Origin of the sequence: Secundilactobacillus folii (genome assembly GCF_009720675.1) — a bacterium.
Taxonomy (GTDB): Bacteria; Bacillota; Bacilli; order Lactobacillales; family Lactobacillaceae; genus Secundilactobacillus; species Secundilactobacillus folii.
Genome location: NZ_WNJO01000010.1, coordinates 81337 through 94859, shown reverse-complemented (window position 1 = coordinate 94859; position 13523 = coordinate 81337). Strand labels below are relative to the sequence as shown.

At 48.2% G+C, this 13523-nt stretch carries 14 protein-coding genes; 6 read left to right on the top strand and 8 right to left on the bottom strand.

Annotated features, from left to right (window positions below):
- Positions 1-97: 97 nt before the first annotated feature.
- The 3 genes from GM612_RS09120 to GM612_RS09110 all read right to left on the bottom strand — a co-directional run bounded on the left by GM612_RS09120 (position 98) and on the right by GM612_RS09110 (position 2385).
- Positions 98-1111: a WxLIP family cell surface protein gene (locus tag GM612_RS09120; RefSeq protein WP_155432068.1), complete on the bottom strand. Its 1014-nt coding sequence runs from the start codon at positions 1109-1111 to the stop codon at positions 98-100.
- Positions 1111-1728: a WxL domain-containing protein gene (locus GM612_RS09115; protein ID WP_155432067.1), complete on the bottom strand. Its 618-nt coding sequence runs from the start codon at positions 1726-1728 to the stop codon at positions 1111-1113. The genes GM612_RS09120 and GM612_RS09115 overlap by 1 nt, the downstream gene beginning before the upstream one ends.
- Positions 1729-2136: 408 nt before the next feature.
- Complete coding sequence (locus GM612_RS09110; protein WP_155432066.1) at positions 2137-2385, bottom strand: hypothetical protein; 249 nt, start codon at positions 2383-2385, stop codon at positions 2137-2139.
- A 221-nt stretch (positions 2386-2606) separates the two neighbouring features.
- Here GM612_RS09110 and GM612_RS09105 point away from each other — a divergent pair, with 221 nt between their 5' ends.
- The 3 genes from GM612_RS09105 to GM612_RS09095 all read left to right on the top strand — a co-directional run bounded on the left by GM612_RS09105 (position 2607) and on the right by GM612_RS09095 (position 5701).
- Entirely contained in the window at positions 2607-3611 is a 1005-nt protein-coding gene (locus tag GM612_RS09105) for an aldose epimerase family protein (RefSeq protein WP_155432065.1), read from the top strand.
- Between the two features lie 140 nt (positions 3612-3751).
- Complete coding sequence (gene rlmD, locus GM612_RS09100) at positions 3752-5185, top strand: 23S rRNA (uracil(1939)-C(5))-methyltransferase RlmD (protein WP_155432064.1); 1434 nt, start codon at positions 3752-3754, stop codon at positions 5183-5185.
- A 96-nt stretch (positions 5186-5281) separates the two neighbouring features.
- Entirely contained in the window at positions 5282-5701 is a 420-nt protein-coding gene (locus GM612_RS09095; RefSeq protein WP_155432063.1) for a DUF2628 domain-containing protein, read from the top strand.
- Positions 5702-6074: 373 nt separating this feature from the next.
- Here GM612_RS09095 and GM612_RS09090 read toward each other — a convergent pair whose 3' ends face one another.
- The 3 genes from GM612_RS09090 to GM612_RS09080 all read right to left on the bottom strand — a co-directional run bounded on the left by GM612_RS09090 (position 6075) and on the right by GM612_RS09080 (position 8667).
- Complete coding sequence (locus GM612_RS09090; RefSeq protein ID WP_155432062.1) at positions 6075-6572, bottom strand: DUF1440 domain-containing protein; 498 nt, start codon at positions 6570-6572, stop codon at positions 6075-6077.
- Between the two features lie 108 nt (positions 6573-6680).
- Entirely contained in the window at positions 6681-8189 is a 1509-nt protein-coding gene (gene glpK / locus GM612_RS09085) for a glycerol kinase GlpK (RefSeq protein WP_155432061.1), read from the bottom strand.
- 220 nt (positions 8190-8409) lie between these two features.
- Positions 8410-8667 carry a hypothetical protein gene (locus GM612_RS09080; RefSeq protein WP_155432060.1) on the bottom strand — a complete coding sequence of 86 codons (258 nt, stop codon included), beginning with the start codon at positions 8665-8667 and terminating at the stop codon, positions 8410-8412.
- Positions 8668-8920: 253 nt separating this feature from the next.
- Here GM612_RS09080 and GM612_RS09075 point away from each other — a divergent pair, with 253 nt between their 5' ends.
- Positions 8921-9658, top strand: a complete 738-nt coding sequence (locus GM612_RS09075; RefSeq protein ID WP_155432059.1) for a gamma-glutamyl-gamma-aminobutyrate hydrolase family protein — start codon at positions 8921-8923, stop codon at positions 9656-9658.
- A 212-nt stretch (positions 9659-9870) separates the two neighbouring features.
- Here the strand turns inward: GM612_RS09075 and GM612_RS09070 are convergent, their stop codons facing one another.
- Both GM612_RS09070 and GM612_RS09065 read right to left on the bottom strand, forming a co-directional pair.
- Positions 9871-10758, bottom strand: coding sequence for an alpha/beta hydrolase fold domain-containing protein (locus tag GM612_RS09070; protein ID WP_155432058.1), 888 nt, complete (start codon positions 10756-10758; stop codon positions 9871-9873).
- Positions 10759-10761: 3 nt separating this feature from the next.
- Positions 10762-11415: an NAD(P)H-binding protein gene (locus GM612_RS09065; protein WP_155432057.1), complete on the bottom strand. Its 654-nt coding sequence runs from the start codon at positions 11413-11415 to the stop codon at positions 10762-10764.
- 202 nt (positions 11416-11617) lie between these two features.
- On the opposite strand from GM612_RS09065, the gene GM612_RS09060 reads away from it, so the two are divergent.
- Positions 11618-12418, top strand: a complete 801-nt coding sequence (locus GM612_RS09060) for a tyrosine-protein phosphatase (RefSeq protein WP_155432056.1) — start codon at positions 11618-11620, stop codon at positions 12416-12418.
- A 17-nt stretch (positions 12419-12435) separates the two neighbouring features.
- Positions 12436-13362 (top strand): alpha/beta hydrolase, encoded by a 927-nt coding sequence (locus tag GM612_RS09055; RefSeq protein WP_246147680.1) that lies wholly within the window; start codon positions 12436-12438, stop codon positions 13360-13362.
- Positions 13363-13523 lie beyond the last annotated feature (161 nt).

Sequence of the window (13523 nt, the reverse complement as noted above, 5' to 3'; positions counted from 1 at the left end):
AAATCAGGAATCTGCGGCGCTCTTTACTTGCATGCTGGGCTCTAACTGAGTGTTGCCCCACTCTCTTAACATTTTCATGAAGCATCCAACAATAACTTTATTTAGTTCGATTTAACCACTGTTTAATCCTGCGGTATACATAACTCAACACGATTAGCACAGCCAGCGCTTCAATCACCCACAATGCGATCTGAGTCCAGTTAATCGGCTGCTTATAAGCCGTGGCTTTATGGCTGTCCTGGGCGGTCACATCAAATAGCTTGTCGAATTTCCAGTAGCCATTATCCGCCTTAACCGTCATATTTAACCGGTAACGCCCTGTTTTAAGCGCTTTTTGACCAAGCGTTTTGAGCTGATAATCAAAGCTTGAAGTGGGCGCAAAGTTTAAATTCTGCTGGTCGATTCGAGCTACCACTTTGTGACCTTCACCGGTAACGGTGGCTTTTAAATGCACTTTGCCAACGATCACCGGCGCGGTATTTTGAAGCTTGACCCCGACAATTGGAATCCCGTTGCTGACGTTATAATGGGCGCCGTGGTAAACCAAATCAGGCTGAATCTTCTGGTTCGACTCACGCAGTCTCACCGCCAGGACGTAGTGGGCTAAATTATTGATCCCAGCAGCCTTAGCGTTCCCAGCTGCGGTCACCGAACTAACTACGAAGCCACCTAGAACAGTCCCCGCAAAGGATTGCGCCGGGGCTTTTAGCCGGAAGGTCACAACTGAGCTACGATGCCCTTTGATCACTACCGGCAAACCAGTTTTGTCACTCAACATATCGGTGAGTGACGTGCTGGCAGAAACGTCTTTTCTCGTGCCATTACTATAGTCAATAATGCCGTTACTGTTCGTCGTGGCATTATTGGGCTGGACGTAAAAATGTTGCGTCTTCGCACTATTATTAGTAATTTTAACGGGTAGGCGACGTTCAGTTCCGGGGTGTAAATTCAAATCAAAGAAATTAGAACCCGAGCGGTTGTCACTCGGTAAAACAGCTCGCACCTCAAAACCGTTCACCGTTGTCTGGGCGTGAACGGATCGGGGTTGCCAGGCACAAACACTCAATAGCGCCAGTAATCCAACCAGCGCTAATTTAAATTGCCTTGCCATTAGTTGGTGGTAACGTCACTAGTCGGCCCAGAGGTCAATGACCAAGTGATCGTGGCATTATAACTTGCAACCTTGGCTGGTAATGTACCAAGGCTCAGCGTTGCGTTCGCAAAGTTGGTCTGCCAGTCACCCAAGCCGGCACCATCTGCGGCACTTTGGACCGTGACAGCGGCACCACCGGCATTCAACGTTGTGGCACTACTATCGCTGGGTGAATCCCCGACTTGTTTGTCGCCTGTGAACTGTGGTGCCTGCATCCCTAAGCCCATGTACCAGCCGTTGCTGACCGTCTGCTTACTGGCATCCGTAAAGTTGCTCATCTGAGCCGTTACGTTCCAACCAGAAGCGGTATGGGTCTCATCGTCAACGTCCAGTTGACCGCTTGGAGCGGCATCGGTCAGCGAAGTATCAGCACTGTCCAAAGCCTTACTAAAGGTAAAACTTGGGACTGATACCAGCTTTAATGATCCGGTTTGCGTAGACTTAATCACGTTGATCGTTGCGTCTGAAGTCATACTGTCGCCATCTGCATGAGCGATGACAGGCAAGCTGCCGACCCCTAACAGCAATGCGCCAGCACTTACGAGTTCTATACCCAACTTTGAAAATAATTTCATGATAAACTCTCCCGTCTAAACTTGTGTTAAAACAAAACACCGCGCCCGAATATACCTCAAGCGCTGTTATCTGACTTATCAAACATAATTCAAATGTTGTTATAAGTCAATGAAATTCCAGAATTATACTGCTAAAAAGAGAGGTTTTTTCAAATACAGTTGGATTAAACCTGAAACGGACATTTGGATAACTCATTTTTTCTCCTCTGGTGATGCGTTAAACCGTCAAAATTAGGCCAATAAAGATGCTCTATTAATCAACAGCAACTCACAGCTGGCTATTATTGCGGTGAACGCAACGTCAAACCAGCGATAACAACCGCCTAGTGAGCCTAAATAGCACACAAAGGCGGCTTCCCTAATTTCCAGGAAGCCGCCTGTTGTCATTTTTCAAAATCTAAATGTGTCTTAAACCACTGGCGTTGCACTGAGCCAGTCGTATTGTAACAACCGGTGGGTGCCCTTCGTCACTGGCAGCCAAATCTTGGCCTTCGCAATATCTTTCATGCTTTGCCAGAACGACTTGTCACGCTTCTCGCCCTCACCCGGTTGAATTTCAATCACACGATTATTTTCGGTTTTAGCAGTCATCTTAGATCCATCAACGTGTACCAATTGTACCGCGATAGTCTCAACTTCTGAATTATCAAGTAACATGCCTCTCAGCCCTTTCAATACCATTAATTGATATTACAGTAAATATCATATCAACCAATTGTCACGAAATCGTGAAGGAAATGTTGAGAAACAGTAAAGAATTGATTTTAAGACTGTTCAGGAAAAATTTTGCGTAAAACTCCTGTATTTTACTAAAATTTTATCAAAATGAAGTGTATAATGTTCATTGATAAAGCGTTTTCATAAGGAGGATTTTTGCAATGCAGATTACATCCGACATTTTTGGTCAACATGGTGACCAAAACATTGACCGTTATACAATTACTAACGCCGCTGGCAACTTCATTCAAGTCAGCACGCTGGGCGCAACTTGGGTTGGCTTTACAGTCAACCAGCATCCGCTGATCGTCAGCTTCAAGGACCTGGCACACTATGATAGCCCAGCATCATACAGTTTGTGCAAATCGATTGGGCGGGTTGCCGGCCGAATCACAAAAGCAACCGCCACGATTGAGGGCAAAGAATACCACTTCGATGCCAACGAAAATGACAACACTTTGCACGGTGGCCCGCACGGCTTTTCAGAACTTGTTTGGCACGCAGAGCAGTCGATTCGCGACCACGATGCAAGTATCACTTTCTCACGTCACATTCCAAGTTCTGAAGACCACTTCCCTGGTGATTTAGACGCGCGCATCACTTACAGTTTCAACGATGACAACGAAGTCAGCATCAACTTTAGTGCGGCTTCGACTGAAACCACGCTCTTTAACCCGACTTGCCACGTTTACTGGAACCTGACTGAAGGTCAAAAATCACTGGATACGCAGCTCCTGCAGATCAACAGCAAGCGCCGTTTGGAGTTAGCCTCAGATAAGGTGCCAACTGGCAACTTTACCGACCTAGCTCAGACTGGTTACGACTTTGAACAGACCAGAGACATTCCAAGCGCACTGAAAGATATCAAGTCACAGACGGGTAAGGTTGAAATCGACGACGCTTACGAAGTCACTCCAAGTGCTGACAAGCCGATTGCGACTCTCAGTGACAGCGACTCGAACCGGCACGTGGATATCTTCTCTGACCGCAACGGCTTGGTAGTCTTCACCGCTAACCCGTTTGATCAAAGCCAGCCTTACAATGCGCTAGCCACTGAAGCACAGACCTTACCAGACGCCATCAACCACGACGGTTTTGGTGATATCGAACTGAAACAGGGCGATTTAAAGTCCTACACGATTCGGTATAAGTACTACGAAAAATAAGTTTTTGCAGACTGCATTTTACAACCAATAAAATCAATCAAATAACTTCATCTTAGAGGTGGCTCAGCTTGTGCTGAACCGCCTTTTTACGCTACAATACCAAAGAAGCAACGCCACTCAGTCAAAGATAGGAAAACGTATTGAAAACAAACCAATCACAAAAACAATATCAACATTCAAATAACCATCGACCGCGCCAGCAACGAGACGTGAAAGTCGAAATCGGCCAGCGTTTCCCACTGACCATCAAACGAATGGGAATCAACGGGGAGGGCATCGGCTACTTTAAGCGCAAGCTAGTCTTCGTTAAGGGTGCCCTGCCAAACGAAGTCATCGTCGCTGAAGTGACCGACGTGAAACCGCGCTTTTTAACGGCCAAAATGCACCGTTTGAAGATCCCAAGCCCCGACCGCGTCAAGCCACGGGACAGTTACGCTGAAGAAGTGGGCGGCTTCGAGCTAGAACACCTGGCCTACCCCGCTCAATTAGCTTTTAAGCGCGACGTGGTCTTACAGTCGTTGGAGAAGTACCAGCCAAAGGGGTATCGGAGCTATAACTTGAAGCCAACCATTGGCATGGATAACCCCTATGAGTACCGCAATAAAGCGCAGTTTCAAGTTCGTCGTGACGAAAGCGGTCACGTGATTGCGGGCCTGTATCAAGAACGCAGTCACCACCTAGTTGATCTGGCAACCTGTTCCGTGCAAATGCCCGCAACCATGCACGTCATGCGGGGAATCGTTGCCTTAATGGAGGAACTGGACGTTTCAACGTACGATGAAAAGCACGGCACGGGCCTCGTGCGGACAGTGGTTGTCCGCGTGGCTGCCGGCACCGGAGAAGTACAGGTCGTCTTCGTGACCACTGAGGCACCATTCCCGCAAAAAAATACGCTGATCAAGCGCCTTCAAGCTGCATTTCCAGAAATCGTTTCAATCATGCAAAACATTAATAATGAAAAAACATCGTTGATCTGGGGCGAGGAAACGCGCCTATTAGCTGGCAAGCCGAAAATTCGGGAAGTGCTAAATGGCCTGCAGTTCAACCTGTCAGCCAGAGCGTTCCTGCAGTTGAACCCCTACCAGACTGTTCGCTTATATGACGAAGCATTGAAGGCTCTCGACCTGTCGGCAAATGAAACGGTAATCGATGCTTACTCCGGTGTTGGCACGATTGGGCTGTCGATCGCCCACGCCGCCAAGGAAGTCCGCGGCATGGATATCATTAAGGATGCCGTGGACGATGCCAACGAAAACGCCAAACTGAACGGGATCAGCAACGTTCACTACGAAACCGGCACGGCTGAATCGGTGATCCCGAAGTGGCTAGCGGAGGGCTTCAAGCCGGATGCGCTGATTGTCGACCCACCCCGCACTGGTCTGGATGACGGTTTGATCAATGCCATTTTGGACGCCAAACCAAAGAAGTTCGTGTACATTTCATGTAATCCATCAACGCTGGCCAAAGACCTAGTCAAGCTGACGCAGCAATACCATGTCGACTATATTCAGTCGGTGGATATGATGCCGCAGACTGCCAGATGTGAAGCGGTTGTGAAATTTACACGGGCATAGTGCTAGCAATATGCCTCAATTAGGCTTATCATTAAGCAATAACAAGTTTGACCAATTTTGACTATTAAGAATATCAAAGTAGAAAAGAGGGTTTAGATGCAAAATCCATTTGGTAATGGTGATAATAACGAGGGTCCAAACGGGCTTCCGGTACCACCAAACTACGCGACGGTAGCTAAACCGGATAGTGGCGACATACGAATTGGAAAGGTCGGGTTCTCGTATACGGCATTTCTGTTCAACTTTCTGGTACCGATTTTCCGGGGCGACTGGTATAACCTTCTATGTATGATTGGCATCGATGCTGGTGCAGTCTTGGGGCTCTACTCGATTCATTTTTCAACGGTGCAGGCACAGAGCATGGCTTATAGTGTTTTGGAGCTAGTTTTGGATCTCTTGTGGGGGTTCATTTATAATCTGATGTACTTTAGGCATCTGTTTAATCTGGGCTATCAACCGGCAACAAAGAGATCGCTTGATTTGTTGGAGAAGAGTAGGTATTTGAAAAAGAAGTAGAGCGTGGAACAAGGCGGTTAAGGGACGGCGTAGAAGGCGACTCTGGCAAAAATCCCGGGTTTGGATTTATGTCAGAGTTGGCTTCTACATAGTCCCTTGCCTTGTGGAACGCGTTTCGGCTGTGTAGCAGCAATCAGAGTGTGAAGCAAGGCGGTTAAAGACCGGAGTGTAACGGAGTCTGGGCAGAAAGCCAGGTGGTTTTCCTGGGTTTATGACCAGAATTCGTTACATGCAGGTCTTTGCCTTGCGGAGCACGTTTCAGCCATATAACATCAGCATCAACTCAAAAAGAGCAGCCAAGTTCAAAATTCAACTTGGCTGCTCTTTTGCATTTCAAACAATTGACTTTACTCTATCCAACTTCCAATAAACACTATTCACCCTTGGTCAACTGCCGATAAACCGCATCCGAAATAACATGGTTCGTCCACATCCAAGCCATGTGCCCCAAAGCTTCCGACACGTGTTCTTCCACCGGTTGCTGCTTGGCATTTGGCACCGTCCCCATCGCGGGCATAATACCGAGATGAAAAGCGCCCCAAACACCGAGACCAAACAGCGTGCCCTGACCCAGCCTCAGCACAGGTAAATAGTGCCCGGCCACACTGTAAAGAGCGCCAAAGGTCGTTGAAAACCCGAAATGAATCAAGTAACTGACCCATGGCAGCCGTGTATCAGAATAGGTGTAAGTGGCATGAGTCACTTTTGCAGGAACGCCGAACTGTTCTAAAAGTCGTTGCGGCGGATTGGTCTGGTTTCGAGCTGGCGTCCGGGGTGGCAAAATATTTTCCCAGCCTAATTTCACGAGGCCAGAAGCTACACCGGCGACAGTGCCCGCAATCACAGCAGCTTTGATATTAATTGTTGACATTACAGATCCCCCTTTAACAAATCGCTATCCCGTTCAGCATAACAGGGGTAACTAGTGACTGACAACTGAAAAACACCCCGCAATCATCTGCGAGGTGCCAAATTGAGATTAAACTTTAAAGGCTCGTGTCGCTTTAATAGCCACCTGCCAGCCATCATAGAGCCGTTTGCGCCGCTCGTCAGTCATATCTGGTCGGAAGGTCCGTCCCGCCGCGTGAATCTGACTCACTTCTGCCAGATTCTTCCAGTAGCCAACCGCCAGTCCAGCACAAATCGCTGCACCTAACGCCGTGGTCTCTTCATCACTAGACCGGACGATCGGCAGGTTCAAAATATCGGCTTGAAACTGCATCAAGTAGCGGTTACGTGAGGCGCCGCCATCGGCAAGGATCTCTACTACTGGCATGTCCGTATCCTGGCGCATCGTTTCGATGATGTCACGCGTCTGATAGGCGATCGACTGCAGCGTCGCTTTGACGAAGTCGGCCCGGTTCGTCCCGCGAGTCAAGCCAAACACCGCACCACGCGCATCCTGGTCCCAGTAAGGGGCGCCGAGGCCGTTAAATGCAGGGACAACGTAAACTTCATCATCGTTAGTCGATTCCATAGCCACCTGGCGTGATTGTGGCACGTTATCAATAATCTTCATCGTTTCGTGGAGCCAATTTAGCGCGGTTCCGGCCACGAAGATCGACCCTTCAAGCGCGTAGTTGATCTTCCCGTCTAAGTCATAGGCAATAGTCGTCAGCAACTGATGCTTAGAAAACTGCGGCTGATCACCAGTATTCATCATGATGAAGGCACCATCGCCATAGGTATTTTTAACTTCACCGGGTTTAAATGCCATTTGGCCGATCAAGGCACCCTGTTGGTCACCTACTAGGCCGCAAATCGGTACTTCAACACCATAGAACTGGTAGTTTTTCGTCGTCCCATAAATTTCGGAACACGAATGAATTTCCGGCAGCATTTGCTTCGGAATGTTGAGAATCTTCAAGATCTCATCGTCCCAAGTTAGGTCATGAATGTTAAACATCATGGTTCGGCTGGCGTTGGTATAGTCAGTTATGTGCAGTTGGCCATCGGATAACTTCCAAGTTAGCCAGCTGTCGATCGTACCCATCAGCAGTTCGCCCTTTTCCGCTCGTTCCTGAGCACCAGGTACATGATCCAATAGCCAGCGAACCTTGGTGGCTGAGAAATATGAATCGATCACTAACCCGGTGTGTTCATGGATCATATCGGTGTAACCATCAGCGACCATCTGCTTAGCAATGGGCGTGGTCTGCTTTGATAACCAGCCAATGGCGTGATAAATGGGCTGACCAGTCGCCTTATCCCAAATGACTGTCGTTTCACGTTGACTAGAAATCCCAATGCCATCGATGTACTCGGGGTGAACCCCAGCGTCGATCAGCGCACTGGCAATCACCGACTGAACCGAGTTCCACACCTCATTAGCGTCAACTTCGACCCAACCGTTGTGTGGATAGTATTGCGGAAAACTTTTTTCGCTCTCAATCACCTTGCGTCCTGAGTGGTCAAACAGCATCGCCCGGGTCACGGAAGTCCCCTGGTCAATCGCGAGAATATAATGCTCCGGCTCTTTCATTGCCATAACAATTCCAACCTCCAACTTTGTGATAACGAAAACGGTTTCAAAACTAGTCTTACTTTATCACATTCACAAAGTTCATGTCATTAATTAACCATTAGCTTTGTTAAATTTTAAATCACCAGCGTTGCATTTAAGGCGCAACAAAAAACGGTACTGACCCCCAAAAGGATTTAGTACCGTTTTTAAATGCTTTAAACATTAGAGTTGTCGCTTCGACTAATCACCGTTTGATATCAACTCGGATATCAGCTGGGCGTTCAGTCTTAGTTGGGTGAAGTTCTTCCTTGTAGTCAAAGTCGGCTTCCTGGAAGTACTTCTTGATTTCTGCGTTCACAGTCTCGAGCTCACGCGTATCGTTATCCTGCTGCGTAATCAGCAGTGTGTAAGCCTTAGCGTCTTCATCGGCGTTTTCAAATTCGTAGAGCACGTCCACCGTGTTCAGAATTTCTTGAATCAACTGTCGTTCTGTCATTGCCATTTTTTTATACCTCTTTAATTTTAGTTACATAACTAATGTACCGCTATTTGACGCGATTGTTAAATATTAAGCTGCCTTCCTTTGTGAAATACAGTAGAATGGCCTTGCATTTGAACAATCCTTCTAATTTGACCCAAATTATCTTTGCTTGATCAGCTGCCCAGCAGTCCTGAGCCACCATGCCACTTGACATTTACCAGCAAAGTCTGCTAGATTAGCCTCATCGTATTCACAGAATAGAGGGGGAATTGCTTTGCGACCAAGAATTGCGTTACCAGCCGATACGCTGGCGGAAGCCACTAACATCATCAACGAACGAAACGCTGCCTTTGCGCCCCGCCCCGCAATTGAAGCGGTGGTGAAGGCGGGTGGCATCCCGATTATTTTCCCAAGTGTTGAGCCAAAAGACGTGACGGATTATATGGATCTGTTTGATGGTGTTGCTTTCTTAGGCGGAGCAGACGTTGACCCCACCTTTTATGGTGAAGAACCGCGCGAAAAACTGGGAATCACCTACCGGAAGCGCGACCTGTTTGAGATCGAACTTCTGAAACAAGCCGTTGCTGCTGGTAAGGCAATTCTGGGTATCTGCCGCGGTCTACAGTTAGTTAATATTGGCCTTGGTGGCACAGTGTATCAGGACCTATCTCAAAATCCCCATGCCACCATTAAGCACAGTCAAGAAGCCCCCGGCAACATGCCGTCTCACCACATTTCGGTACAGTCCGAAAGTCGTCTGTACCAGATCGTCGGTGAACGGCCCTACGTGAACTCCCGGCACCACCAAGCAATCAAGGATCTAGCCCCAAGCTTGAAGATCACTGCCCGGGCCGATGACCAGGTGATCGAAGCCGTGGAATCGATCGATAGCGACCAAATCCTCGCCGTTCAGTGGCACCCCGAAAACATGTATAAGCATCACGTGGAATCTAAGGCGATTTTTTCGGATCTGATCACTCGCAGCGCCAAAATCGCTCAAAAAAGGCATTAAGGGGCTGGGACAAAAGTTAATATTGGTAAGTATCGAACTGATTTTTTAACGCCGAGGTCGTTAAAAATGTAACTCAATCTCGAGACTGGACATGGCCTAAACGTGTGTCAAAACTCAGATTCCGGTCATGTGAGTAAAGTGCGCCGCAGATTCCAAAACCAGGAATCTACGGCGCGCTTTACATACATTCTGGGATCTAACCGAGTTTTGCCTCACTCTTTTGCTGTCATCATTTGATTTAACCGTTCAAAAACTTTCCGACTTTCCGGCAGGTTATGCCATAACAAGAAATCGTGCAGCATATTATGCATCTCGTGAACATCAACCTGAGTCCCATCCGCCTGCTGCAACGCCTCGGTTAAGCGGTGGTGATCCGGTAACAGCAGTTCTGTCGTACCGAACCAGAGACTGATCAGGCCCAAATGATCAAGCGGTCCGTTGATTGGACTCACTAGTGGATCGTCCAATACTAGATTGCCCGCATAGTTGGCTGCCACCTGACGCATGGCTTGCAACGGTAATTCTGGATCACTTTGGGTGCGCGCTTCAATTTCTGGATCGCGCATCGCCAAATCGACCCAAGGTGAAACCAGCACCGTACCAGCTGGTAGCTGCTGCTGTTTAGCACGCAGTTGCTGCAAAAGCACTAGCGCTAAACCCGCACCCGAAGAATCGGCCAACCAGAAAAATTGGTCGTCTGGATACTCGGTTTTCAGTTCGGCATAGGCGTCAAGCGCTGCCGGAACAGTCTCAACAGCGGTATGTTCTGGGGCGAGGGGGAAATCTAGCATGGTGGCCTTCGCCGCCATTCGGGAAACGATCAACTCCATCCACTGCCGATGACTCTCGGTGGTTGGTACCGTATAGGCACCCCCGTGAAAAATAACCACGTGACGGTTGGTCTGTGCTTCGGGCGACAGCGTGATCAAACGCGCGTGATCGTCTTCCATGGGCACTACCTTGACCTGGGCTGGTTTTTTGAACTTTGCCGGATCCAGTTCATCCGTCCGCCGGCTGGGATGCTGAAAACTGATGGCCACCTGCTGTTTCAGCCGGCTGCGTTTGATTTTAAATAATAACCAATCACCACGGATACTCATGAACTACTTCACCTCTTGATTTCGAACTGTAAACCGCTGATGCCGATGCTTGGGCGTTTCAATTTCATCGAGTATCGCCAGTGCCATGTTGCCATTTGACAGCTCCGACTTGCCATTTGAGTCGACCATGATCTTATCCGTCCCCATGACATAGCCGTTGGTTGGTCCAGGGCCAAAGTTACGCTGCGGTGAAACAGCCACCCAGTCAACGTTATCAACCATTTGCAAAAATTCCAGTTCGTAGGTTTGATTCAGTGGTGTCCCGATCCATTTTTCATGGTCGGGCATTGCTAGTAGCTGATCCAGCAGGCGACGACCGTCTTCAAGCTTCAGGCTGGCCGCTCCAATAATCACGAACAAGCGCGTCTCAGTCTGTCTGAGTTCATGAACTAACTGGGTCAGTAAGTCCAGATGCAGATAACTAGTGCCCGAGCCCATTGGAACGGCGAAGGCATCGATGATCACGTCAAACTGAGTCAGGTCAGCTTTAGTGAGCTCAAAGGCGTCTTTAACAAGTAACCGGGCGTCAGCACCCAAAACGGCGTGACCCTTTTCTTCACTTCTGACAAATGCAGTTGGCTCATGGCCGCGCTTTTGCGCTTCTTGATAAACAGCCGAACCGGTTTTACCACTGCCGCCGATAATTCCAATTTTCATTTTGTTCACCATCCCAACGTTTAGATATCAATACTGGTATTATAGCGCTTTCATTTCTCCAAACAAAGTATTCCGCTGATAAGTGAAACTGCATAACTGCATTTTCTACTATCACCGGCCGGGTATAAACGCTGGTTCACCGGTTTTGATTGCGTTACAATGAATGGTGTACTTGTCAACAAGCGAAAAAGGGGGCACTTTCATGCAGCAAACTAACCAACGAATCCTGCCAATGGAGCACGGGTATAACTTCCGTGACTTGGGCGGTTACCAAACAATTGACGGCCAAAAGGTTCAGTGGCAACGAGTCATTCGAACCGCATCACTGGCCTACTTATCCAATCGGGATCAGCAGTCACTGGTCGATTATGGCATTAAAGTCGACGTCGATTTTCGGTCTAACACGGAGGTTTCAGACTCCCCCGACCGAATTCCGGCTGGTATCCGCTACCGCCACCTGCCCGTCTTCACGGAAGATAAGACGGACGCCTCTAAGTCGGAAGCTGAATTAAAAGCCGAGATGAAGGAACGCCAGGAAAACGGCCGTCAGCACATGATCGATGTCTATCAGGAAATGGTCACAATGCCGCAAGCTCATGAAGCTTATCAGAATTTCTTTGCCACGCTGCTGGCAAACACTGACGCCCATAATGCGATCCTTTTCCACTGCACGGCTGGTAAGGACCGAACTGGTATGGGTGCCGCGTTCTTTTTGTCCGCACTCGGTGTTCCGAGAAAAACGGTCAAACGGGACTATTTACTAACCAATAAAACACTGTCACCACTTATTCAAGACCGACTAAAAAGAGCAGAAAGTGAGGGCATCACGGGTCAATCACTGGCCTCAGTCAAGGCCCTCATGTCCGTGTCAAGCGACTACTTTGACGCGGCGATGAAGGCCATTGAGACGAACTATGGGTCGATGCAGGCTTTCTTAGCAAATGCCCTTGAGCTGACTGACCACGATATCGCTGACCTGAAACAATTGTATCTGACTCACTGATTAACGGAGGTATCCCATTGAAAAAATCACTCGCACTTGGACTGCCACTGGCGGCTGTTGCCGGTGGCGCTCTTTATGTAAGCCAAAAACTTTTCGACATGTTCATTCCCCGGGTCAACTATGTCCCGGAAACCTCAGCCGAAAAGCAAAAGTACGCGGACCAGTATTATGAATACGTTGACTGGTTCAAAAAGATTCCACACGAGACTTGGTATTTAAACGAACATGAACCTAAAAAGCGCTTAGTAGCAACCTTTATTCAACATCCAGACCATTTAAAGAAAACCGTCATTATCTCTCACGGCTACAAGGGTAACCGGGAAACGATGGCTAACTACGCCCACATGTTTTATAACATGGGCTTTAATGTTTTGCTGCCAGATGACCGGGCACACGGCGACAGCGCTGGCGAATACATCAACTTTGGCTGGCTAGACCGCCTAGATTACTTGAACTGGATCAATAAGTTGATCGCCGTTAAGGGTGAAGACGAAAAGATCCTGCTGTTCGGCGTCAGCATGGGCGGCGCAACCGTTGAAATGTTGTCAGGTGAAAACTTGCCAACACAAGTGAAAGCAATTATTGCGGACTGTGGCTATTCCAGCATCAAAGAGGAAATGACTTACCTGTTGAAGGAACAGTTCCACCTCCCTGAATACCCAATTGAACCACTAGTCAGCACCATTAACCGCCAACGTCTCGGCTTTTACTTGGGCGACGTTTCTTCCATCGATCAGCTCCGCAAAAATCGGCGACCAATTCTCTTTATCCACGGCGGTAAGGACACCTACGTTCCGGTTAAAATGGCCTATGAGAATTACCGGGCGACCAAGGCGCCAAAACAACTTTGGATCGTCAAAAATGCCACGCACGCTGAAAGCTTCTGGTACAACCCGGAAGCCTATCAGCACCGAGTTGGGCAGTTTCTAAAAACTTATTTTTGAGATAAGTAAATTTCACGAATATCCCAAGCATAGTTCACACTTTCATCACAATTTGTTGTTATATTATAAACATAGCAAAGGCAACTAGCTATTCCTCTTGAACAGAGGAGCACTTCCTTTAATCGGTTTTCTCCCCCTAGGAAACTGATGTTGCTTGCATA